Source organism: Roseibium sp. RKSG952, assembly GCF_009711355.1.
The window spans coordinates 201,183-224,027 of sequence record NZ_SMMF01000961.1 but is presented as its reverse complement, the minus strand read 5'-3'; the positions used below and the strand labels follow the sequence as shown (position 1 = coordinate 224,027).

The following is a 22,845-nucleotide window of genomic DNA, read 5'->3' as shown; positions in this document are numbered from 1 at the left end:
AAGGAGGGTCAGAGACAGCGATCTGCCCGGCTGATAACGCCGGGCTCACCCGTTTGCATGATCAGTTCGTGGCTTACAGCGCGCGGCAGCGCACGCGTCATGAATGCCTGTGCGGCATCCAGACGATCTGCATAATAGTCCGATGACTGGCTGCCGGTAGCGGCACTTGCCGCGCGGGCGATCCGGGCCGACATCCAAGCCGACAGGCTAAGCGCTACGATTTCCAGATAGTCGCAGGCACCGGACAAGACCTCACCCTGCGACGCATCCAACACCCAATCAGTTGAACGATCCAACCGCTCGGCCGCGCCTCGCAGACTCCGCTGCGTATCGGATAGCTCTGCAGGCAGATTGCTCGCCTCCTCCAGCATGTCTGCCACCAGACTTTTGATTATTGCCCCCTGATCGCCGCGCACCTTGCGCATCACCAGATCACGGGCCTGAATCGCATTTGTGCCTTCATAAATCGCGGTGATACGTACATCCCGCATCAATTGCTCGACACCATAATCCTTGATGTATCCGTGCCCGCCATGCATTTGGACAGCTTCGCTTGCCATGCGAGATCCCATGTCCGAGAGATAGGATTTGATCACCGGCGTCAGCAACGACAGTCGGGCATCGGCGGCTTTGCGTTGCTCAGGCACCGTGGCGCGATGAGCCTCATCCAACAGGCTTGCGCCGTAGTAGGCCAGCGCACGAGCCGAATCCATCTCACCCTGGGCGATTAACAAACGGCGACGCACATCGGCATGGGCGAACAGGGGATCGGCAACGCCGGTCGGGTTCAGTTGCTCATCATGTGCCCGGCCCTGCAGACGTTCGTGCGCATAAGCGTTGGCAGACTGTAACGCTGCTTCTGCCACACCAAGACCCTGCAAACCTACCGACAGACGCGCAGCGTTCATCATGACGAACATTGCGGCCAGCCCTTTGCCCTCTTCGCCAACAATCCAGGCTTTGGCCCCTTCGAACGAAATGGCGCAAGTGGGCGATCCATGGATGCCCATCTTATTCTCAATCCCCGCAATGGTGATCGCGTTGCGCTCGTCCGTCGTGTTGTTGTCCCCATCCAGCATGTATTTCGGCGCAAGAAACAACGATAGACCACGCGGACCGGGTTGCGCCCCCTCGACCCGTGCTAGGATCAGGTGGGCGACGTTTTCTGACATGTCATGATCGCCCCACGTGATGAATATCTTGTTGCCCGTGATGGCATAGGATCCGTCATCGTTGCGAACAGCCTTGGTTCGGATAAGCCCCAGATCCGTGCCGCAATGCGGCTCGGTCAGGTTCATGGTCCCGGCCCAGTGGCCGCGTGTCAGATGCGGGCAATAGATGGCCTTTTGCTCGTCCGAGCCATAAGCGATCAGCGCCTCGACCACACCGAAGTTCAACTCGTGGATCAGGGCAAACGCCAGATTGGTTCCGGCCATGCCTTCACGCAGCGTTGCGTGCAAAACAAAGGGCAGTTGCTGGCCGCCATACTCTTCCTCCAGCGCCAGCGCATTCCAGCCGTCTTCGCAGAACACCTTGTAGGCATCGCCAAACCCGGGGGCAGCATAGACCTGACCATTTACCAGCCGAGCGCCGGGGCTGTCGCCCGCCTCGTTGCAGGTGGCAAGATTGTCGCGCACGAAGGAATTGATTGCGCCAACGACGGCAAAGAACGTGTCCTTGTCACAATGCTCGCAACCCGGCAGTGCCAGAGTTTTATCAAGGTCCAGCACCTCATCCAGAAGAAACGCGATATCCCGCTGAGGGAGTTGATAGTCCATACTGTGTTTCCCTCAGTTTTTCAGCGGCTTGCCGGTGTTCATGGTGTGCCGCATCCGTTCGATGGTCTTATCCTGTCGGATCAGGCGCATCATGCCTTCGGCTTCCAACTTGTGCAGTACCACTTCATCCAGAGTGCCACCGTCACCCCCTGCAAGAACATGCGCCGTCTCGCGTGCGATCTCGATCGTATAGGGCGCGTCCGCAGTTGCTTCGGCCAGCGCGGCCAGCTTTGGCTCAAGCGCAGTATTGATCGCAGCGGCGTCCAGCACGATTTCGACCTTGGTCGGAGCGGCATAGCCATTGGCCAGTTCCAAGGCTTCCGATTTCGCGTCCGCCAACAACCGGTCCCGGTTCATCACCACCCCATCGTCTGTACGCAGATAGCCAGCATGTTGCGCCATAGGAGCAGATCCCACCATCAGCGCCGTCGATATGACACCAAATGCTGCTTCGGCCCCTTTAACCGGATCGCCCAATTCCGCTGTCTTGCGCAGCAACAGGGCCGTTGTTCCGCCCCATGCGGGCAACAGGCCCACATTGGCCTCGACCAGACCGATATTGCTTTCCAGCGTCGCCATGACTCGGTCCGAATGCATCAGGATCTCACACCCGCCGCCCAAGGCCAGACCACAGGCAGCCGAGACTACCGGAAACGGCGCGTATTTCATCTTGCGTAAGGTGGCCTGACCGATTGCCAATTGCCCAGCGACCAGATCCAATTCGCCAGCGTCTGCGCGGTCCAGCGCCTTCTTCAAGTTGGCGCCGACCGAGAAGTGACTGCCGTCGGAGCCGATAACCATCGCGCGGAAATCGCGTTCCACGACATCCAGTGCATCGGAAATCCCCTGCATCACCAGATCATCCAAGGCGGCGTTGGGTGAAGTGATGGACAGCAACGCAACTCCATCGCCCATGTCGCGCAGGGCAACGGCCTCGGAGGTGAAAACCGGATCATCCGTGAAGTCCGAGGCAAAGATCACTCCGGGTCCGCGCGGTGTATCCGCCTGCTCACCCGAGGGCAGCAGCACCTTACAATCACGACCCCGCCCCGAATAGAAACCGCCGCGTTCCGCCGCCAAGGCCAGCAAAGGCGGTACATCCTGACCTTCTTCAACAAGACGGGCAGCGATCTTGGCCACGCCGATCTTATCCATCAGGCGGAACGGGCCCATGCGCCAGTTGTATCCCAGCTCCATGCCCGCATCTACGGCCGCCGGGCTATCGGTGACTTCGGGCACGCAGTAGGCCGCATAGGACAGAGTCGCGCTCATCACCGCCCATGCATAATCAGCCAACCGATCGCCCTTTTGGTCGATGAAATCAGTTCCAAAGGCTTTCGCCAGTTCCGGCGCCTTGGCGCGCGGGCGGTAAACCAGCGTCTCAAGGTCGATGGCTTCCACAACGGTTTTGCCCGCCGCGTCCTTAGATCGGCGATAGAAACCCGATCCATCACCCTTGCGCCCGACATAGCCCTTTGCGGCCATCCGGTCGAACGTATCGACACCCTCGGTGTGGATCTGTTGCGGATCGTCAGCCTCAAGCAGCGACCGCATCGACAGGCGCGACTTGCCCATCAGGTCGATGCCCACCAGATCGAACAGACCAAAAATGCCGGTTCCCGGAACACCGAAGGGGCGCGAAAGAACAGCATCGGCCTCTTCGACCGTGATGCCACGAGCAACGGCCTCGCGCACAGCGACGTTCATCCAAAGGCCGCCCAGACGGTTGGCAATAAAGCCGGGCCGGTCGTTGCACAGCACCATGGTCTTGCCCAGACGCTCGTCAACATAGGCGCGGACGCGTTCGGCCACCTCCGGATCGGTTTTCGGTCCAGTGACAAGTTCGAGCAGCCGCATATATCGCGGCGGGTTGAAGAAATGAGTAATGACAAAACGTTTGCACCGACTTTCGTCCAATTCCGCCATCAGGTCCGCCAGCGGGATTGTCGAAGTGTTCGAGCTCAGGATCGCATCATCCCGCATATGCGGTGCGATCTTGGCATAGAGGTCTCGCTTGATGCCAAGATCCTCCAACACAACCTCGACCACCCAATCGCAGTCAGACAGCAAAGCCAGATCGTCTTCGAGGTTCCCGCCAGTCAGCCGCGTGGCATAGGCCGGATCGGCCAGTTGCGGCGCGCGGCCCTTGGTCATACGCGCAATCGCATCCTTGGCGAGCGCCGAGCGATCCGCAGCTCCATCTGGCACGATGTCCAGCAAAAGCACCTGCGCCCCGGCGTTGGCGAAATGAGCGGCAATGCCTGCTCCCATCACGCCGGAACCGATGACGGCAACCTTGTTGATCGCGCCCATTTACAGAACCTCGAACAGGCCGGCCGCGCCCATACCACCGCCGATGCACATGGTGGCCACAACGTATTTCGCTCTGCGCTTCTTGCCCTCGATCAGCGCGTGGCCAACCATGCGGGTGCCCGACATGCCATAGGGGTGACCCACCGAGATCGCACCGCCATCGACGTTCAGGATCTCGTCGGGAATACCCAGTTTCTGCTGACAATACAGCGCTTGGCTGGCGAACGCTTCGTTCAGTTCCCACAAGCCGATATCGTCCATCTTCAGCCCATTGCGCTCCAGCAGCTTCGGCACCGCAAAGACCGGACCAATGCCCATCTCGTCGGGTTCGCAACCGGAAACCACATAGCCCACATAGCGGCCCAGAGGCTCAAGCCCGCGCTTTTCGGCCAGCTTCTCTTCCATCACGACCTGCGCCGACCCACCATCCGACAACTGCGAGGCATTACCGGCGGTGATCCACTTGCCCTCACCCATTACCGGGGTCAGACCCTGCAGGCTTTCCAGCGTGGTCGAGGGGCGGTTGCACTCGTCGCGGGTCAGCGTGACCTCTTCTTGGGTGACTTCACCGGTTTCCTTGTCCTTATTCATCTTGGTGACCGTGATCGGAACGATCTCATCGTCGAACCTGCCAGCCTCTTGTGCAGCAGCGGTACGCTGTTGCGATTGCAGGGCGAATGCATCCTGTGCCTCGCGGCTGATACCGTAGCGTTCGGCCACGGTATCTGCGGTCTTGATCATTGGATCATAGAAACCCCGGATGTTGTTCTCGATCCACTCTTCCTTCAGCCGATAAGTGTTGTCGCGCCCCATCACCAGCGAGATACTTTCCGCACCGCCGCCGACTACCACGTCACAGCCATCGACCATGACCCGCGAACAGGCCCGGGCCAGCGCTTCAAGCCCCGAAGAACAGAACCGATTGATCGTCTGTCCCGACGCCGTCACCGGCAGGCCCGCACGCATAGCGATTTGACGGCCCAGATTGCCACCATTTGCGCCTTCGGGCACAGCGTTACCGATGATCACGTCCTCAATCTCGGCCGGATCGACCCCAGCCCGCTTGACCGCCTCGGCGACGGCATGGCCGCCAAAAACAGCGGGGTGTGTGTCATTGAAGGCACCGCGAAAGGCTTTGCCAATAGCTGTACGGGCGGTCGAGACGATAACGGCAGAACGCATGGGAGTGATCCTCAGAAACAGAATTAGTTGTCGGTTGGCAGCTTGTGGTCTGCGAATTGCTCACGCAGATGCAGTTTCGAAACCTTACCGGTTGCGGTGTGCGGTAGCTCGGCCTGAAACACCACGTCATCAGGCGTCCACCACTTGGCGATTTGGCCATCGTAGAGCGCAAGAACGTCGGCACGACTGACATCTGACCCTTCGCGCCTGACGGCCACAATCAAAGGGCGCTCGTCCCATTTGCGATGTTTCGCGGCAATACAGGCGGCCTCAAGAATATCCGGATGGCTCATGGCGATGTTTTCCAGATCAATGGAGGAAATCCATTCGCCGCCCGACTTAATGACATCCTTGGTGCGATCGGTCAGGCGCAAATATCCCTTTGGATCGATCGCAGCGACGTCGCCCGTCGAAAACCAGCCGTCTGCGGTAAAGGCGTCGGCTCCGGCCCCACCCCAATAGCTGCTAGCAACCCAATGCCCCCGCACTTGTAACATGCCTGAGGCAACCCCATCATGCGGCAAGGTCTGCCCCTCATCGTTCACGATACGCAGTTCGATCCCATAGAGCGCCCGGCCCTGTTTGGTCTTGAGCTCGATACGGTCGTCATCCGGCAGCTTGTCTTCACCCCATTTAGGAACAGACAATGTCCCGACAGGGCTCAACTCGGTCATACCCCAGCCGTGGACAACATCGATGCCATGGCCCAGTTCGATCTGTTCGATCAGTGACCGCGGCGCCGCCGACCCACCCATCATTGCGCGTTTTACTGTCTTCAGCTTTTCACCGCGCTGATCGAGATATTCGAACAGGCCCAGCCAGACGGTCGGCACGCCCGAGATCATGGTGACCTCTTCGCCATCCATCAGCTCTTGCAACGGTGCCGGATCCATGCCCGGGCCGGGCATGACCAGCTTGGTGCCGTTCATCAGGGCGGCATAAGGAATACCCCAGGCACAGGCATGAAACATCGGCACAACCGGCAACGACGCATCCTTAGAGCTTAGCGCAAGCCAGTCGCCACCCGACACGCCCATGGCATGCAGCACGGTTCCCCGGTGAGAATAGAGAACCCCCTTGGGGTTACCGGTGGTGCCAGAGGTATAGCACAGCGCCATCGCTGCATTTTCGTCAAGTTCCGGCCAGGCGTACGTTTCTGGCTGACCTGAGATCAGCGTTTCGTAGTCGCTGACCTCGGTATTCATCTCCGGCACCCGATCAGGTCCGGTCAGGCTATACCAGCCCTGCACAGATAGGCAGCGTTCCGACACGGCATCGACCAGCGACGCAAATGTTGTATCGAAGAACAGATGAGTATCCTGCGCATCGTTGATGATGAATGCAATCTGATCCAGGTGCAGACGAGGGTTGATTGTGTGGCAGATGGCCCCGATGCAAGCCAAGGCATAGTAGAGTTCCAGATGCTGGTTATTGTTCCAGGCTAGCGTCGCCACCCTGTCACCCGGACCCACTCCCAGCACCGTCAAGGCGTGGGCCAGTTGCTGAGTACGTCGCCCCATATCGGCATAGGTATAGCGATCAATCGACATGTCCGAATTGCGCCAGACAATCTCTGCTTCGGGATGTGCACGCATCGCATGACAAAATATGCTGGTCACGGTCAGCGGCATGGTCATGATTTGGCCGGGGATTGTGCTCTTTTCGGTCACTTCAACCTCCTGAAATTCGCGCATAACTGTTGGAAGTATTGTTTGCTGTTTTTAGAGCGGGGCTTGGGGCATCTCTCCGATTTCCTGCTCGATCCTCCAGGCAACCTGCAAAACGCCCAGATCATCATATCTACGCCCGACAAGCTGAACGCCAATCGGCAAGTCGCAGCGGTCCAGCCCGGCCGGGATACTCGCAGCCGGCTGTTCGGTCAGATTAAACAGGAAGGTATTGGCCCAGCTTTCAAAGGGCCTTTCAGGATCCGATCCGGGCAGTTCGGCCGCAAACGCGGTGTCCGGCGTCGACGGAAGCAGTACAAAGTCATGCACTCCCATCATCGCCAGAGCGCGCTCGCGCAAGGTTTGCGTATGATCGAAGTTACGTTGGTGCTGAACCGCAGTCAGACTACGGGCATCATCGAACCAGTCACGAATGTAGGGTGTTTTGGCCTGTTCAGCCTCAGGCTGGCGCATCAACTCTGACAAAGTGCGGATCTTATAGAACGCCTCGGCCGGTTCCCAGTCGACACTGCTGAATGGTGCGGTTTCGCAATAGGTGACCTCTGCCCCCAAATCACGCAACACTTGTGCAACCTTCAGGACGGCTACGCGCACATCATCAGCTACCGGTTCACCCAGACCGAGTTCGGGAACGACCAGAACTGATTTTGTCTTGAAATCTGAACGGGACAACCGGGAAACATAGTTGATGCCATCGCGTTCCAACGCAGAGAAATCGCGTGTGTCCTCGCCTGTCAGGACATTCATGTGGAGCGCAACATCGCCAAAGCTACGCGCCAGAGGGCCGGCTGTCAGGGCCGGGCTGTTACACCTGTAATATGGCACGCGCCCCTGACTGGGCTTGAAACCCACCAATCCGCAATACGAGGCAGGCAGACGGATTGAACCCACAATATCTGTGCCAATTGAAACAGGCTCGATCCCTGCGGCAACACTGGCCGATGCACCAGAGGATGACGCGCCGGTCGTGCGTGACAGGTTCCAGGGGTTACGGGTGACCCCGTGTTTCGAACTGACGCCCCCAGCAAGGATACCGAAGTCGCACATAGTGTTCTTGCCGAGGATGACTGATCCGGCCTCGCGCATCCGCGCGACTGTCGGATGATCGGTGGTGCTGATCGTCTCGGATCCGGCGGCTGACCCGCGATAAGCAGGCATGCCAATACAATCCAATGCATCCTTGATCGTTGTTGGAACACCGTCCAACGGACCTTGCGGCTCGTTATCATACCAGCGTTGTTCAGAGGCCCGCGCCGCATCCAACGCGGGCTCTGCCTCCAGATGGTATATGGCATTGATCTTTGAGTTGACCTGAGCGATCCGGTCCAAAGCGGCCTGCGTCACCTCGACCGGAGACAGCTCCAGTCGGGCATAGGCCTGCACCAACGCACGCGCCGAAAGTTGAGAATAAGGGGCCGTCATGTGCGAAAATTCTGGCTCGGTCAGATTGAGGGATCAGTCTTCGGTGCGCTGGACGTAGTAAACCTTGGCCGCAATTTTCCAGCCCTCGCCCGTACGGACCAGTGACAGGTAGTCGATGAAATACCGGGGTTGCACGGCACAGTCGATTTTGACCATGGCGGTATTCGGGCCGGACTGGTCGATCGAGATTGTGTGGCCGTATACCGGATAGCCCTTGGATTTCGGGCTTTCACGCCCGCCAATGAGCTCTTTGTAATTATCCAGCGTCATATGGACATAGCTACCGTCTTCATTGGCGCAGCACAGGTCACATTCCGGCAGGAACATCTGATCTGTCTTGCTGATGTCCCCATCATGCAGATTTTCGATGTAAGCTTGCATCAGGGCTTCGATTTCGGCGAATGCGGTCATGGGATGTCCTCGGTCGTGAGTGTGTTGAGACGCTGTGGGAGTTTGCCGTCACGCGGCCTTGCTGGCGGGCAACCCCTGACGATATCGTCTGAGGCCTTCGATCGTACCCACCTTGAGACCATGACGAGCCCCGAATTCCAGAAGGTCGGGCAGCCGCGCCATTTCACCGTTGTCCTTCATGATCTCACAGATCACGCCGGCATCGCCCTGCCCTGACAATCGGGCCAGATCGACCGCGGCTTCGGTATGACCTTCGCGTTCAAGGACACCACCAGACTTTGCCACCAGCGGGAACATGTGCCCGGGTGAAACCAGATCGGCAGCCGACCCATCATTAGACGCCAGCAACGCAATTGTTCGCGCGCGATCGCTGGCGGAAATACCTGTGGTGGTACCTTCTTTAGCGTCCACGGAAATGGTGAACGCTGTGTGGTGAGGGTCGGTGTTTAACGCTGCCATAGGCCCTAGGCTGAACTGCTGGGCCCGTTCGGGGCTGATCGCCATGCAAATCAGACCCCGACCAAAACGCGCCATGAAGTTTACGGCCACCACATCTGCACAGGTGGCAGGGATTACCAGATCGCCCTCGTTTTCACGGCTCTCATCATCGACGAGGATAACCATGCGTCCCAGAGCGCAGTCCGCGATAATGTCTTCGATAGGCGACAGCCGATAAACTTCATGCAGGTCGAACATGATATTTCCTTACCCGTTCAGCGGCTTGATGACGCCTTCGGCGAATTCGATCAGTGCTTCCTGTTCGATCTCGTCACCAAAGTAGTTCACGTGGTGCCAGACAAAGAACTCATCGATCTGGTAACGTTCGGCTAGCTCACCGACCTGATCCAGAACCTGTTGACGCGAGCCATCCCAGACACGACCAAGCGGCACATGGTATGGCGGCGCGTCGTAGGCCGAAAACCACAGCTTATCGAACATCTCGCGATACTGTTTGGTCTTGGCGGGGGTCTTGCCCATCATCAGATGTGCGCCCAAAGCCAGAACATCGTTATTGGTCGTGTCTTTGAGACCCTTTTCATGCGCTGCCTGCAGGCAGTTCTCAAGAATCACCGGCATGAACTCTTCTTTGTCGGCGGTCACAAAGGACACCATCTTTGCGCCTTCCGAAGCCCAGAATTTTGCGGTTTCCATCGAATACGAGAACGGCGCATAGACTTTGGGGTGCGGCTTTTGCAACGGGCGAGGAACGATCCCCGACTTGCGCAGGATTTTGTTCTCATCGACAGGACTGTCACCGCCCCACAGCTTGGTCGGGTTAAACTCCCATTTCACATTGGACGGAAAATTCCAGAACTCGCCCTGATGCTCGGTCAGATCATCGGTCCACAGCGACTTGATCAGACGCCAGTTCTCATACAGGGCGCGGCGATTGCGCTGGTCGGCCTCGGATTTGTCGGACTCGGCCGAGGTGATATCCAAATGTTGACCCATGGTTGCGGTCCAGCGCGGTGTGTTCCCACGCGAAAAGCCTGCAAAGACGCGACCTCCAGTCATGTGATCCAGCAAGGCTATGTCCTCAGCCGTCTTGATCGGGTTCATCGCGGTCAGGTTCATCCCCAGCTGACCCACCTTAAAATCCTTGGTGTGCTGGGCGATGTACATGTTCCAGAACAGCGGGTTGGTGGTGCATTCCACCCCTTCGACCTGCATGTGGTGTTCGGTCAGACAGAAACCTTCGTAGCCAAGCTCCTCGGCCAGAACCATCTGATCCCGCAACGTGGTCATCATCTTGTTGAATCGCGCGGGGTCGCGACCGGCAAGCTGAACATCTTCGCCGTGCTGACGCGCGAAAGGAATGGCGAGAATCTTGAACTTCATGCGGGTGTTCTCCCGGAGTTTTATTGAACGTTCACTAACTGTCACACACAGCATCTCTTTGCGTCAAGTCTTGAATCACCTTCCCCAGCGTCTTGTGCGTATTGCAGATTTTTCTAACTGGACATCTGGTAGGGATTTCAAGATGTTGACCACGGGTCAGATCCAAAGGAGGCAGGCCGCGTGTTTTTGTATTCCGCATCGCAAGTAGAGGAATTTCTTGAGAAATCCCAATTGGATACCGTATGCCTGACTCTGGCGATCGATGCTGCACGCGATGAATTAAAGAGCCTAGGAAACACGACGCGATCAACAATGATCAATACATCAGCGACCAATTTGGCTGCAGCTGGTCAGGGTCAGATCGAGGCGCAGGCAGCCCGAATTTCACCCGACGATTCGCCACTGAACTCGTTTCGCGTTTCTATTGTTCAAACCGACCAGAACCTTGGCAGTTCTTCTGTCATCATGGAGGTGATCTGTACCTTTTCCGTAGAGACTGCTGTAGGCACAGCTCCCATCACAGTACCGCCAGAAAAACCTGCACGGCCGCTGTCTGATACAGCCGAAGAGCGGCGCCGTCAGATCTTTGAAGGCGCCTGCAAAGTAATTGCAAAACACGGTTTCGGAAACGCATCCATGCGCGAGATCGCAAAGGAATCCGGACTGTCGGTTCCCCTGATGTACAAATACATCAAGGACAAGGACGAAATCCTGCATCTGATTACGACCATGTGCATGCAGGGTATTATCGACTTTTTCGACACAGGCGAGTTGTTTAAGGGCCCCGCAGACCAGAACCTGATTAGAGCCGTGGATCGCTATATCGATTACATCGGTGAAAACCGTCGCTACATTAATCTGGTTTATTCGGAGACTCGTTCAATGTCGGCCGAAAACCGGGCCCGCGTATTCGACATGGAGCGCAAATTCATGGGGCGTTGGCAAACAATTCTGGATCAGGGCGTTGAGCAGCAGATTTTCCGCCCTATGAACACGGAACTCATGGCCAACTATCTGTACTTTCTGTGTACGGTATGGTCATTGCGGCACTGGAGCATCGGCAAGTTCCCCGAACAAGAAATACGCGATAGCCTGAAAATGCTTATCCTCGACGGCGTATTGTCGCCTAGCGGCAAGAGCGACCATTAAACTTCGCACCAGGTGAAGCGTTCAAATCAAAGCGGGCGTCAACTTTTCGTTGCAAAACCTGCCCATGCGCCCATTCATGATTGCTCAATACGTTCTATTTTTGAAGATTTGTTGACATCCTGATTCAACAAAAAACAGGATTGATACATTACCTAATGTGTTCTGAGAAAGCACTGCATCAGAGCTGGATTGCGATCGAGCCGATTTTAGATTACCAGTTTCGTATTCAAGAATTTTTTGTGTTATTGTTGCACGAATAGTTAATTGTAAATCGAGTTTTGAGGGTAGTCATTTCTGTGTCCAAACCCCCGACCAGCGCATTCAGACTGCGCCCATTGACGAAATCGGATCTGGAGATCATCACATACTGGTTTCAGGATGTGGAAGATCTCGCTCGTTTTGACAGAAAATCTCGCATCCCGCTCAACCAGTGCCAGATGGAGGAGCACTGGAGTAATATTGTTGGGACACCTATCGACCATAGTACATGCTGGTTCATGATCGAATCCGACAGTGGCGAAGCGCTTGGGGCGATAGGACTAGAGGCAATATCGCAGATCAACCGAGATGCTGTCGTCGCGCTGTTCATCGATAAATCAATCCGGCGATGCGGCGTCGGGATCAGAGCACTGTGTCTGGTTCTGGATTTTGCTTTCAGACAATTGGGCTTGAATCGCGTAACATCGTACTATCGTGCTGATAACCACAACAGCCGCGATCTGGTCAGCCGGGTAGGATGTCAGGTCGAAGGCAAAATGCGAGAAGCCTGGTTTGCAAACGGACAGTTTCACGACATGGTGGCTGTTGGTATTCTGCAGGAGGAATGGAGGGTTAAGCGTCAGGAATTGACGCATGAATTGGGTTCGGAAACAATAATCACCATTGGGCCGGACGCGTCAGCGGCCTGGTCCTGGCCGCCGCAATGTGCCGAGCGCGAATAAACGACTGAAACTTGCAGTCCATCTTGGGGGAACAGCGTGCAGCCATACCGTAGCCTATATGATCGAAGCAAAGTGCTAATCGAGTACCGACCGTGAACGACACCAATTCTGGACCATTGATCAGACAACGACTTGGCGCCGTATTGTTTGCCGATGTCGTCGGTTACTCAAGGCTCATGAGTCAAAATGAACTGGACACCTACAGTTCATTGAAGTCCCTCCTGTCACAGCTCGAAGCCACCTGTACGCACTATCAGGGCAATGTCATAGAAATTCGGGGCGATGGCATTCTTGCCCTGTTTGAAACGGCCACGAGCGCCGTCAAATTTGCAATCGAACTGCACAGAATTGCTGCACAGCACAACAGGACACGCACGGAAAATGACAAGATCAAGTTCCGCGCCGGTATTCACCTTGGGGAAATCCTGATCGACGAACGCGGTATCCATGGTGACAACGTCAACATCGCAGCAAGGCTGCAGGAGATCGCAGAACCCGAGCGTGTCTATGTCAGTGCAGCGGTATATGAACAGGTCTGCAATCGGCTGCGATATGGCTATGAGTTCCTCGGACCGAAACAGCTCAAGAACATATTGTCGCCAATTTCGACCTATTGCGTGCGCAGCGAGGCCGAGGGGGCGACCATGGCCGCAACATTGCGCCCTGACTCGCCAGTGGAATTGATGGATCGTCCGGACATCCCTTCCGTAGCGATCCTGCCCTTCACCAGCGCCGGTAATGACGAGGCAGACAGTTGGATCGCAGATGGGCTGACCGATGACATCATTATGAACCTGTCCAAATTCCGGAACTTGTTCGTTATCGCCCGCAACTCATCATTCTTCTTCAAAACCCAGTCTATGTCTCCGAAAGAGGCAGCGCGCCGGCTAAACGTGCGTTACATCGCGCGAGGCAGCGTTCGCAGATCGGACAGTCGCATCCGTATCACTGCCGAACTGATCGATGCGATGTCCGAAAGGACAATTTGGGGTGAGCGTTTTGACCGCAAGATAGACGATGTTTTCGACATTCTGGATGAAGTGACCGAATGCATTGTTGCCTCCACCGCCGTGATGATTGAATCCCACGAGCGCAAGAGGATGGTGCAAGCCACGCCAAGTAACCTTGCAGCTTACGGAGAGGTCCTCAAGGGGCAGCACTATATTTTCAGATATACGCGCAACGACAACCGGATAGCTCAGAGCTGTTACGAATCCGCCCTTGAGCGCGACGACAGATACGCGCGCGCCGCAGCCGCTTTGTCACGAACCCTGAACATCGACTGGCGCTACTCCTGGACCACTGACCCCGACACCGCGCTCGACAAGGCACTGGTTTATGCGCAGCGCGCGGTAGAGTTGGACCCCTCGGATGCCAGAGGCTTTGGCGAGCTAGGCTACGTGCATCTCTATCGCAAAGAACACGACGCAGCGATCGAGTCCTACAAGCGGGCATTGTCTCTCAACCCCAATGACGCGGACATGCACTCAGACTATGCTGATGCGATGGCACATTCGGGGCAAAATGAAACGGCAATTGAATATCTGCAGCGAGCCATGCGGCTCAATCCCTACTTTCCGGATCAATATCTGTGGCATCTTGCCGGGGCATATTTCAATCTTCAGGAATACTCTCAGACTGTTCAGCATGTAAGCAAGATGAACAACCCGACCGAGGGGCAGCGCCTTCTGGCGGCCAGTTTCGCACATATGGGCAAGTTGGACGCGGCCCGGGATATTGCCGACAGGCACCGCAAGGCGCATCCGAATTTTTCGCTCAAGCGTTGGGAGAACGTGCAGCCGGATCGACGCCCTGAGGACACCCAGCACTTTGTCGAAGGCCTCAAGAAGGCTGGTTTCCAGTAAGGCACAACCGAGATGATTACTGACCGAACACGCTTTCACCGTTAACCTGGCAGTGGTTCAAGATGCCGGTACAGTAGTGGTCGCATTTGCGTCCGTCGCAGCCGGACGGCGTCAAATCAGTCGTCATCCAATCCACACTCTGACAAGATCACCAAAGGATGAGGGGCGTCACCAGCCAGACATGCGGTTAATCCTGCTGCACCGGAAGGCGTTGTAGAGTACCCCATCTCCCTTGCTTTCCCCACGGCCTCTTCGGCCTCGGCATCTGTCACAATCAACCATTCATCTGCTGCATCACGCAAAATCTCGTACGCAAGCATCGAAGGCGTCTTGCAATCCAGACGGCCCATGTTCGAAGTCGGCCCCGAAACCGTCAGCAACTGGCCTGCCCGCGCACTTTCACGCAGACACGGCGCGGCATCGGGTTCAACGACAAGAATACGTGGTTGTACAGCCCATGATGAGCGGATCATGTAAGCGACTGCCGCAGCCAGCCCACCAACACCAGCCTGCAGATACACATGGCTGGGCCAACTGCCTGTTGCCTCAAAGGTTTCGCGCATCTCCTCAGCCATAACGGTATAGCCCTCCATCACCAGACGGGGCGGTTCGGTATATCCGGTCCACGAACCGTCAGCCAAATGGACGGCACCACTGGCCTCGGCATCCTCGATCGCGGCGGCGATGCTGGCTTCATAATCATCGCCTGATCTGACAACCTCGGCACCTTTTTCGCGCAGCCGAGTTGCAAAGGCCTCGGGTACTGTCTCCGCGAGGTGAATGCGCGCTTTGGCACCAAACATCGCGGCACCTGCTGCGACCGCCATCCCGTGATTGCCTGCGCTGGCACATACGAAAGTCATCGCTTCAGCGGTTCGAAGAAAATCGTCACTGCTATAGCCCTCGGGCGCGACCGAGATACCCGCCTTGTCCGCAATCATTTGCGCCACGGCATAGATCCCACCCAGCGCCTTGAACGCGCCCAGCCCCATGCGTGCGGTTTCATCTTTGACCAAAAGTGTTCTGCCGCGGTATTCCACACTGTCTAACGGGGTCGGCCCGTAAACGGAGTTCATCCGCCAAAGTGCACGCGGTTTTTTGGGGTCTAGTGTGATTCTCTGTTCCATGAACACGACGGTATCGAATAGTTCTGATATTAACTGATCACCATTGACGTATTTTGCGAGAATGTTTCTCGGCAATTCGCCAAATACCGGAGCCTCTCGATGGACAAGCATGACGCACAGCTTTTGGATTTGATGCAGACCGACTCGAGGCGTGGGCTGGAAGCGATGGCAGCCGAGACCGGATTGTCTGTAGCCTCGGTGCAGCGACGGCTGCGATCTTTGCGCGACAGAGGCATGATCACGAAAGAAGTTGCTGTGATCGATCCCAAAAAGATCGGCGTTCATATGACATTTGTAGTGATGGTCGAACTTGAACGCGAACGCCAAGATCAAATCGATGCGTTCACCCGATGCATTCAGACCGAGCCGATGGTTCAGCAATGCTACTACGTAACGGGTGAGGCCGATTTCTGCCTGATCTGCACAGCAATCGACATGGAAGATTTTGAAGCGCTGACAAAACGCCTTTTCTTTAACAATTCAAATGTCCGACGCTTTCGAACCTCCGTCGTGATGGGGCGCAAGAAAATAGGTCTGGAATTGCCGATCCCAACTACCGACCCCAACGATCCCTAACTTCGCAAAAACAATCTACTCAACTCGGAAAGGGTCACTCTCTTTCGATACTCTGCGCGATCTGCGTTGCCTCTTCAACGCTCAGGCGTGGGGGGTGCCAATCGCGACCAGGCGCTGCATCAAGCAGCTTCTTGGTATATTCATGTTTGGGCGCGTTAAATACCTCATCTGCAGTACCAAACTCGACCATCACGCCCTTCTCCATCACAGTGATATAGTCAGAGATTTGCGCAGCGACCCTCAGATCGTGGGTGATAAAAATGATGGCCATCTGATACTTTTTTTGCAGATCGTTCATCAGGCGCAGTACCTGTTTTTGAATCGACAGGTCCAGCGCTGAAACAGATTCATCAGCAATCACAACATCCGGGTTCATCGACAGCGCGCGGGCAATGCCAATGCGCTGACGCTGACCACCCGAGAAATTGCGCGGGGTGCGATAATACGCTTCGGGCTTCAAACCGACGAGGTCCAGCAACTCCATCGCTTTGGCTTTGGCCTCCCGCTGGCTCATGCCCTGCAGAGTCGGGCCGCGCGTGATAATGTTCCCAACAGTTTGCGTGGGATTAAGCGACCCGTACGGATCCTGGAAAATCATCTGTATTTCGCGCCGCGCCTGTTGCAGTGACTGGTCCTGCAAGGCGAGAAAATCGTGTTCGTTGACTATGACCGCCCCTTCAGTCGGCTCAATCAATCGGATCAGAGCCTTGGCGAGCGTGGATTTTCCCGACCCGCTTTCACCCACAACCCCCAGAGTTTCGCCACGTCGCAAAGCAAAGCTGGCATCGTTGAGCGCATGGACCTGCTTGGATCCGGTACCATAAACCTTGTGCAGTGATTTCACTTCAACAATAGCGGGGTCGTTTCTTGTCAGATCAGGAGATCGAACTGTCTCCAGCAGTGGCATCGCATCAACCAGAAGCCTTGTGTAATCCTCTTTGGGGTGCATCAGGATTTCTTGTGTGGTCCCCTGTTCGATAATCTTGCCCCAACACATGACAGCAACGCGGTCGGCTACATCTGCCACCACACCAAAATCATGCGTGATAAAGACGGTCGCGTTGTCGTAAACCTCTTTCAGATCATTGATCAGGTTCAGGATTTCCTTTTGCGTCGTGACATCCAGCGCCGTGGTCGGTTCATCGGCAATCAAAATGTCTGGCTTGCACGCCAAGGCCATGGCGATGACGATCCGCTGACATTGCCCGCCCGAGACCTGGTGGGGGTAACTATCGTAGATCCGGGGCGGTGAGGGCAGTTTCATCTGCTCAAGCAGTTTCAGCGTCTCTGCTTTGCGCTGCGTTCTGGAAATCTCGGGCCTGTGCAGCTTGAAAACTTCGTCTACCTGCGCGCCGATTTTGATCGACGGATTCAGCGCTGCCATGGGTTCCTGATAGATCATCGAGATTCTTGCGCCGCGGATTTCATTCAGCTCGGACTGACTAAAATGCAGCACGTTGCGCCCGTCGAACAGAACCTCACCAGCACTCACGCGCAAACGAGGCGGCACATCGTTCATGATGGCACTGGTCATCACCGACTTGCCTGATCCGCTTTCACCGACAATACAGGTAATTTCACCGCGTTTCAGCGTCAGAGTCACATCTTCGACCGCGTATCTTCGGTCGGCCCCCTTTGGCAATTCAATCGACAGGTTTTTGATTTCCAGGATTGGATCGTTGGAACGGCTGGCGTCAGACATGGCGGCTTCCCTGTTAGTATCTTTCTGCTAGCTGGGAAAACCTGGCCTTGTCGTTCACAGCCAAGCAGTAATTTCGGCTTTACACAAGCCTCATGATCCATTCCCCTTGACATATTCCTACTATTATAGTCAGGAAAAGCGCGCCCAGCTTTTCCTCGGTTTCCCTGCCAGGCGACTTTTTCATTGATTGGCAAGGAAGCGCACATGGAGCCAATTTCACAACCATCACGCGGACCTCAGCGCAACAAAGCTTCGCGGATGGCTAAGCAGCAAACGGTTTCAAGCTGCGGTTTCGATGATTTTGAAAAACATGTGCTGCACGTTTCACGCTACTTCTTTCTGGCGTTTTCCGAACCGCAGAGCGAAGCATGGATCGACGCATTCCGTCACGCGGAACAGGTGTTTCCTGTTCCTTTTGGTGCAACCATCGCAAACGCAGTGCTGATAGCCTTGAATGACATGCGCCAAAGCCGGATTCGGGCATTCAGCTATACAAACCCGCACTGCGTGAACTGCGCGCAGGGCATAACAGATGAAGAACGCTATCTAATATTAGCTCTGCAGAGCATCCGCCGCGGAACTCGGGGGGTTGCAGAAACCAATTGCATGCTCTTGTGCGAAGGCGGCCACAGCACAAAGCTCTTGGCATCACTTGAGCGTATCGCAATCATAACCGGCGATGTCTCAAAGCCACGATACAACTGATCTTGATCCCGGGCAGCAGCCCGTCCGTTCAGACGGCGTAAACGCGTCAACCGAAACGCACGTGTTTCCATGTCCCCAGCGCCCGTAGTTTCGGCAAGTTGCGCGCAATTGAAGGCCGCTGCCTGCTTCATGCCAACTGGCTGAAAACATACAAGAATCGTCAGAAAAAGGGGTAAGCCTTTGAACACATCAGAAAATTGCTGACTTTTTGAGAGTGTTGCAAATGATGATACCATTCAAACCATAGACTCTACCTCAAGCCACTAAACTCAGCCAGGGAGAAGCACTATGAAGGGCGACAAGAAGGTATTGGAATATCTCAACAAAGCACTGCGCCACGAGTTGACGGCCGTCAGTCAGTATTGGCTCCACTATCGGCTGCAGGATGACTGGGGCCTCGGCAGCATGGCCAAGAAAAGCCGCGAGGAATCCATTGAAGAGATGGAGCACGCAGACAAACTGATCGAGAGGATCATCTTTCTGGAAGGCCATCCAAACCTGCAGAAACTTGACCCTTTACGCATCGGACAAAACCCACGTGAAACTCTGGAATGCGACCTCGCTGCCGAACAGAGTGCGCGCAAGCTCTACAAAGAGGCACGCGATGTCTGCAAGGATGCTGGCGACTATGTCTCGATGAGCTTGTTTGAAAGTCTGATGTCAGACGAAGAAGGTCATATCGATTTTCTGGAAACGCAACTGGAGTTGCACGACCGGGTCGGTGCCGAACACTTTGCGCAACTCAATGCCACCAAGATGGAGGATGCCGACTAAACTGAACGTCTGTGAACAGCGGTTCGGACCCAGCGTTCTTATGCGTCAATATTAGTCGTCCAACATGGCAACACAGCTATCAAAACTCCACGCAGCAAGATCGCCATGGATCATCAACGAACCCGTATGCGGCTAACTGCTAAATAGAACGGAATGGCGTCAACTAAGGCACGTGAGGGCGGATCGCTCTGTAACTGCTCCCGGCGATCCGCCCCAATCTGGCTCTTAGCTTAATTGATTTCCTCTGTTTCCTGAACCTCACCCGGCCCATGAACCTTCTCGCGGAACCATTGCGCCAGCACATAGAGGGCCGGAATAAAGAACACGCCGACAAATGAAGCCGCGATCATGCCACCAAAGACCGGTGTCCCAACGCCCTTGCGCGCAAGCATTGATGCTCCGGTCGCGATGACCAGAGGGAAAAGCCCTGCAATGAAGGCAAAACTGGTCATCATCACGGCGCGGAAACGAGATCGCCCCCCATCAATCGCTGCGTCCACGATGCTCATACCCTTCGCGCGCCTGTCCATTGCAAATTCCACAATCAGAATGGCGTTCTTGGCGGCCAAGGCGATCAGGACAACAAGCCCGATCTGGGCATAAAGGTTGTTGGCCAGACCCGCGATCAGCAATGCCGCCATAGCGCCGCAAGCCGCGAACGAGACCGAGAGCAATACGATCAGTGGGATCGTCCAACTTTCATACAAAGCGACCAGAAACAGGTAAGCAAAGAGCACCGCAAGGCCCAATACGATTGGGGTCTTTCCTGCCGCGGCGATTTCCTGTTGTGCAGTTCCCGTCCAGTCATAGCTATAGCCATTAGGCAAGGATTTCGCGGCCACCTGCTCCATGGCGGTGATCGATTGGCCTGATGACACACCCGGTGCCGGATTGCCGGATATCGTCACAGACCGATAGTTATTGTACCGCACCAGTTTCTCAGGTCCGGTCGTCAGTTCCGTCGTAGCAACAGAACGCACCGGAACCATCTCACCCTGATTGTTGCGTACGTGAATCCGACTGACATCTCCGATGGTGCCTCGGAACTCTTCCTCCGCTTCAAGATTAACCTGCCAGGTTCGCCCGAACAGGTTCATGTCATTGACGTAATACCCGCCCATTGTGACCTGCATCGCCTGAAACAATGTGCTGACATCAACACCCAAGGTCTGCAGCTTCTCTCGATCCAGATTCAAATTCAGCTTGGGCGTATTGGCCGAAAACGTCGTATACACGCCCGAAAGCCGCGGATCGCTATTGGCATCCGTGATCATTCCCTTTGCGGCAGCACCCAGTTCCAGCGGGCTGCCACCTTGCAGATCCAAGAGTTGGAATTCGAACCCTGAACCGGTTCCCAGCCCGGAAATCGGCGGGAGGTTAAAGGGAATTCCGATGGCCGATTTCATCGCCGCAAGGTGCTGGCCCGTATAGGCAATCGATGCATCCACGGATAGGGATGGGTCCGTGCGTTCTTCGAATGGTTTCATGATGGCAATCATGAAACCAGCATTCGATTCCGTAAGCCCATCAATAATGCTGTAGCCCGTGACGGTCATCACATCCTGAACGCCCGGTGCCTTCAACAGGATTTCATAGGCCTCATCCATGACCTTGGCCGTGCGATTTACCGATGCACCCTGAGGCAACTGGATTTCCACAAAATACGCGCCCTGATCTTCGGTCGGCAGGAATCCGGACGGTGCTATCTTGAACAATGTGCCTGCACCAAACATGGCAGCCCCAAGAAAGACCAGGCCAAGAATGGCGCGCCGCGCAAACATACCTGCGACGACAGCATACCCATCCCGGGCGTTGTCAATCCTGCGGGAGACCCAGGCCAGAGGGCCCTTTTTGGGTCCCTCATGACGTTTGAGAAGGATCGCACACAATGCCGGGCTAAGCGTCAGCGCATTCAGCGCCGATATCAGCATCGAAAATGACACCGCAACGGCAAACTGACGGAACATAGCCCCCGTAATCCCCGGTATGAACGCAACCGGAACGAAGACCGACAAAAGAACAAACGTGATGGCCAGAATAGGGGCGGTGATCTGCTCCATCGCCTCGGCGGTGGCTTCGGGGACCGAAAGATCGGGTCGCTCTGACATGACTTTTTCGACATTTTCGAGAACAACGATTGCATCATCAACAACGATGCCGATCGCCAGAACCAACGCTAAAAGTGTCACGGTGTTGATCGAAAAACCAAGCGCCATCATGAATGCCAGCGCGCCGATCAGCGAAACCGGAACCGCAATCAAAGGTATCAAGGCCATCCGCAGGCTGCCCAAGAACAGGAACACCACGAGCACGACCAACGCAAAAGCCTCGATCAGGGTTTTAACAACCTCATCGATACTGGCCTCGACAAAGTAGACAGAGTTATAGGGAATTTGCCATTTGACCCCATCAGGGAAGGATGGCTCCAACTGCTCGATTGCATTGCGCACTTCTTCAGCTGTGTTCAGCGCATTGGCCCCCGGAGCCAGATAGACCCCGATCATCGCAGTCGGACTGCCGTCAAACTGAGCAAATGAGTCCTGCGACTGCGCGCCCAGATCAACCCGCCCGATGTCGCGGATGTATATGAACGACCCATCGGGTTGAGCACGGACAACAATGTTCTCGAATTCTTCGACTGTGCTCAGACGCCCTTGCGTCTGAATGTTCAGCTGAAACGTAGGATCTTCCGACATCGGCTGAGCGCCGACACGACCCACAGCCGCCTGAACGTTCTGAGAATTCAACGCAGAAACAACGTCAGACACCGCAACATTCAGCCCGGTCATGGTATCCACATCCAGCCATATCCGCATGGAATAGTTCTGCGCACCAAAGATCGTGGCATCCCCGACACCCGGGGACCGTTTGATACTGTCGAGCAGGTTGATGGTGGCAAAATTCGACAGGTACAGCGTGTCGTGTTCAGGATTGTCCGACGTGACCGCAATCGCCTGCAAAAGCGAAGTTGATTGCTTTTGCGTAACAACCCCCGCTCGCACCACCTCATCAGGAAGTGAGGCTGTTGCAAGCGATACCCGGTTCTGAACGTTGACCGCATTGATATCCGGATCCGTTCCGGGTTCGAACGTGACCTGTAAGCTGTAGCTGCCATTCCCACCGCTGGTGGACTTCATGTACAGCATGTCGCTGACGCCGATAATCTGTTCCTCAATGGGCTGGGCGACAGTGGATTCGACAACTTCGGCGCTGGCCCCGGGGTAATAGGCTGTCACTTGTACCGTGGGCGGTACAATGTCGGGCAGTTGCTGCACCGGCAATTGAGTCAGCGAGATCAGACCAGCCAACGTGAACAATACGGAAATGACGATCGCAAAGCGCGGTCTGCGAATGAAAAGACGAGAGATCATTC

At 55.6% G+C, this 22,845-nt stretch carries 17 protein-coding genes; 6 read left to right on the top strand and 11 right to left on the bottom strand.

Going from position 1 to position 22,845, the window contains the following annotated elements; genetic code table 11:
* Positions 1-8: 8 nt before the first annotated feature.
* Genes E1297_RS43680 through E1297_RS43645 form a run of 8 tightly spaced genes read right to left on the bottom strand, consistent with a single transcriptional unit; the run spans position 9 to position 10,633 of the window.
* Positions 9-1,778 (bottom strand): acyl-CoA dehydrogenase, encoded by a 1,770-nt coding sequence (locus E1297_RS43680; protein ID WP_155149550.1) that lies wholly within the window; start codon positions 1,776-1,778, stop codon positions 9-11.
* 12 nt (positions 1,779-1,790) lie between these two features.
* A complete protein-coding gene (locus E1297_RS43675; RefSeq protein WP_155149548.1) occupies positions 1,791-4,091 on the bottom strand; it encodes a 3-hydroxyacyl-CoA dehydrogenase/enoyl-CoA hydratase family protein in 2,301 nt (766 codons plus the stop codon).
* Complete coding sequence (locus tag E1297_RS43670) at positions 4,092-5,273, bottom strand: acetyl-CoA C-acyltransferase (protein ID WP_155149546.1); 1,182 nt, start codon at positions 5,271-5,273, stop codon at positions 4,092-4,094. It lies immediately after the preceding gene.
* Positions 5,274-5,296: 23 nt separating this feature from the next.
* Complete coding sequence (locus E1297_RS43665) at positions 5,297-6,943, bottom strand: long-chain-fatty-acid--CoA ligase (protein WP_368669847.1); 1,647 nt, start codon at positions 6,941-6,943, stop codon at positions 5,297-5,299.
* Between the two features lie 51 nt (positions 6,944-6,994).
* Positions 6,995-8,383 carry an amidase family protein gene (locus E1297_RS43660; RefSeq protein ID WP_155149542.1) on the bottom strand — a complete coding sequence of 463 codons (1,389 nt, stop codon included), beginning with the start codon at positions 8,381-8,383 and terminating at the stop codon, positions 6,995-6,997.
* A gap of 33 nt (positions 8,384-8,416) precedes the next feature.
* Positions 8,417-8,794 (bottom strand): nuclear transport factor 2 family protein, encoded by a 378-nt coding sequence (locus E1297_RS43655; RefSeq protein ID WP_155149539.1) that lies wholly within the window; start codon positions 8,792-8,794, stop codon positions 8,417-8,419.
* Between the two features lie 48 nt (positions 8,795-8,842).
* A complete protein-coding gene (ribB, locus tag E1297_RS43650) occupies positions 8,843-9,490 on the bottom strand; it encodes a 3,4-dihydroxy-2-butanone-4-phosphate synthase (protein WP_155149537.1) in 648 nt (215 codons plus the stop codon).
* A gap of 9 nt (positions 9,491-9,499) precedes the next feature.
* The gene (locus E1297_RS43645) at positions 9,500-10,633 is read right to left on the bottom strand and encodes an LLM class flavin-dependent oxidoreductase (RefSeq protein WP_196223556.1); all 1,134 of its coding nucleotides are present in this window, start codon (positions 10,631-10,633) and stop codon (positions 9,500-9,502) included.
* A 312-nt stretch (positions 10,634-10,945) separates the two neighbouring features.
* On the opposite strand from E1297_RS43645, the gene E1297_RS43640 reads away from it, so the two are divergent.
* The 3 genes from E1297_RS43640 (at position 10,946) to E1297_RS43630 (ending at position 14,588) form a co-directional block, all read left to right on the top strand.
* On the top strand, positions 10,946-11,782 hold the full coding sequence (locus E1297_RS43640) for a TetR/AcrR family transcriptional regulator (protein WP_155149534.1): 837 nt from the start codon (positions 10,946-10,948) through the stop codon (positions 11,780-11,782).
* Positions 11,783-12,078: 296 nt separating this feature from the next.
* Positions 12,079-12,723, top strand: a complete 645-nt coding sequence (locus E1297_RS43635) for a GNAT family N-acetyltransferase (RefSeq protein ID WP_209016347.1) — start codon at positions 12,079-12,081, stop codon at positions 12,721-12,723.
* 92 nt (positions 12,724-12,815) lie between these two features.
* Positions 12,816-14,588: an adenylate/guanylate cyclase domain-containing protein gene (locus E1297_RS43630; RefSeq protein ID WP_368669846.1), complete on the top strand. Its 1,773-nt coding sequence runs from the start codon at positions 12,816-12,818 to the stop codon at positions 14,586-14,588.
* 116 nt (positions 14,589-14,704) lie between these two features.
* Here E1297_RS43630 and E1297_RS43625 read toward each other — a convergent pair whose 3' ends face one another.
* On the bottom strand, positions 14,705-15,826 hold the full coding sequence (locus tag E1297_RS43625) for a pyridoxal-phosphate dependent enzyme (RefSeq protein WP_209016346.1): 1,122 nt from the start codon (positions 15,824-15,826) through the stop codon (positions 14,705-14,707).
* Here E1297_RS43625 and E1297_RS43620 point away from each other — a divergent pair.
* Positions 15,815-16,291: an Lrp/AsnC family transcriptional regulator gene (locus E1297_RS43620; protein WP_155149530.1), complete on the top strand. Its 477-nt coding sequence runs from the start codon at positions 15,815-15,817 to the stop codon at positions 16,289-16,291. The genes E1297_RS43625 and E1297_RS43620 overlap by 12 nt on opposite strands.
* A gap of 34 nt (positions 16,292-16,325) precedes the next feature.
* On the opposite strand, the gene E1297_RS43615 is transcribed toward E1297_RS43620, so the two are convergent.
* Positions 16,326-17,993, bottom strand: coding sequence for an ABC transporter ATP-binding protein (locus tag E1297_RS43615; protein ID WP_155149528.1), 1,668 nt, complete (start codon positions 17,991-17,993; stop codon positions 16,326-16,328).
* Positions 17,994-18,176: 183 nt separating this feature from the next.
* On the opposite strand from E1297_RS43615, the gene E1297_RS43610 reads away from it, so the two are divergent.
* Together E1297_RS43610 and bfr are read left to right on the top strand one after the other, a co-directional pair.
* Complete coding sequence (locus tag E1297_RS43610; RefSeq protein ID WP_155149526.1) at positions 18,177-18,698, top strand: hypothetical protein; 522 nt, start codon at positions 18,177-18,179, stop codon at positions 18,696-18,698.
* A gap of 288 nt (positions 18,699-18,986) precedes the next feature.
* Entirely contained in the window at positions 18,987-19,472 is a 486-nt protein-coding gene (bfr, locus tag E1297_RS43605; RefSeq protein WP_155149524.1) for a bacterioferritin, read from the top strand.
* A gap of 230 nt (positions 19,473-19,702) precedes the next feature.
* Here bfr and E1297_RS43600 read toward each other — a convergent pair whose 3' ends face one another.
* Entirely contained in the window at positions 19,703-22,843 is a 3,141-nt protein-coding gene (locus E1297_RS43600) for an efflux RND transporter permease subunit (protein ID WP_155149523.1), read from the bottom strand.
* Positions 22,844-22,845: the final 2 nt, after the last annotated feature.

What these genes read in the sequence shown, in the direction of transcription:
- E1297_RS43680 (WP_155149550.1), bottom strand. Translation starts at nt 1,778, where the DNA reads ATGGACTATCAACTCCCTCAGCGGGATATCGCGTTTCTTCTGGATGAG.
- E1297_RS43675 (WP_155149548.1), bottom strand. Translation starts at nt 4,091, where the DNA reads ATGGGCGCGATCAACAAGGTTGCCGTCATCGGTTCCGGCGTGATGGGA.
- E1297_RS43670 (WP_155149546.1), bottom strand. Translation starts at nt 5,273, where the DNA reads ATGCGTTCTGCCGTTATCGTCTCGACCGCCCGTACAGCTATTGGCAAA.
- E1297_RS43660 (WP_155149542.1), bottom strand. Translation starts at nt 8,383, where the DNA reads ATGACGGCCCCTTATTCTCAACTTTCGGCGCGTGCGTTGGTGCAGGCC.
- E1297_RS43655 (WP_155149539.1), bottom strand. Translation starts at nt 8,794, where the DNA reads ATGACCGCATTCGCCGAAATCGAAGCCCTGATGCAAGCTTACATCGAA.
- ribB (WP_155149537.1), bottom strand. Translation starts at nt 9,490, where the DNA reads ATGTTCGACCTGCATGAAGTTTATCGGCTGTCGCCTATCGAAGACATT.
- E1297_RS43645 (WP_196223556.1), bottom strand. Translation starts at nt 10,633, where the DNA reads ATGAAGTTCAAGATTCTCGCCATTCCTTTCGCGCGTCAGCACGGCGAA.
- E1297_RS43640 (WP_155149534.1), top strand. Translation starts at nt 10,946, where the DNA reads ATGATCAATACATCAGCGACCAATTTGGCTGCAGCTGGTCAGGGTCAG.
- E1297_RS43620 (WP_155149530.1), top strand. Translation starts at nt 15,815, where the DNA reads ATGGACAAGCATGACGCACAGCTTTTGGATTTGATGCAGACCGACTCG.
- E1297_RS43625 (WP_209016346.1), bottom strand. Translation starts at nt 15,826, where the DNA reads ATGCTTGTCCATCGAGAGGCTCCGGTATTTGGCGAATTGCCGAGAAAC.
- E1297_RS43615 (WP_155149528.1), bottom strand. Translation starts at nt 17,993, where the DNA reads ATGTCTGACGCCAGCCGTTCCAACGATCCAATCCTGGAAATCAAAAAC.
- bfr (WP_155149524.1), top strand. Translation starts at nt 18,987, where the DNA reads ATGAAGGGCGACAAGAAGGTATTGGAATATCTCAACAAAGCACTGCGC.
- E1297_RS43600 (WP_155149523.1), bottom strand. Translation starts at nt 22,843, where the DNA reads ATGATCTCTCGTCTTTTCATTCGCAGACCGCGCTTTGCGATCGTCATT.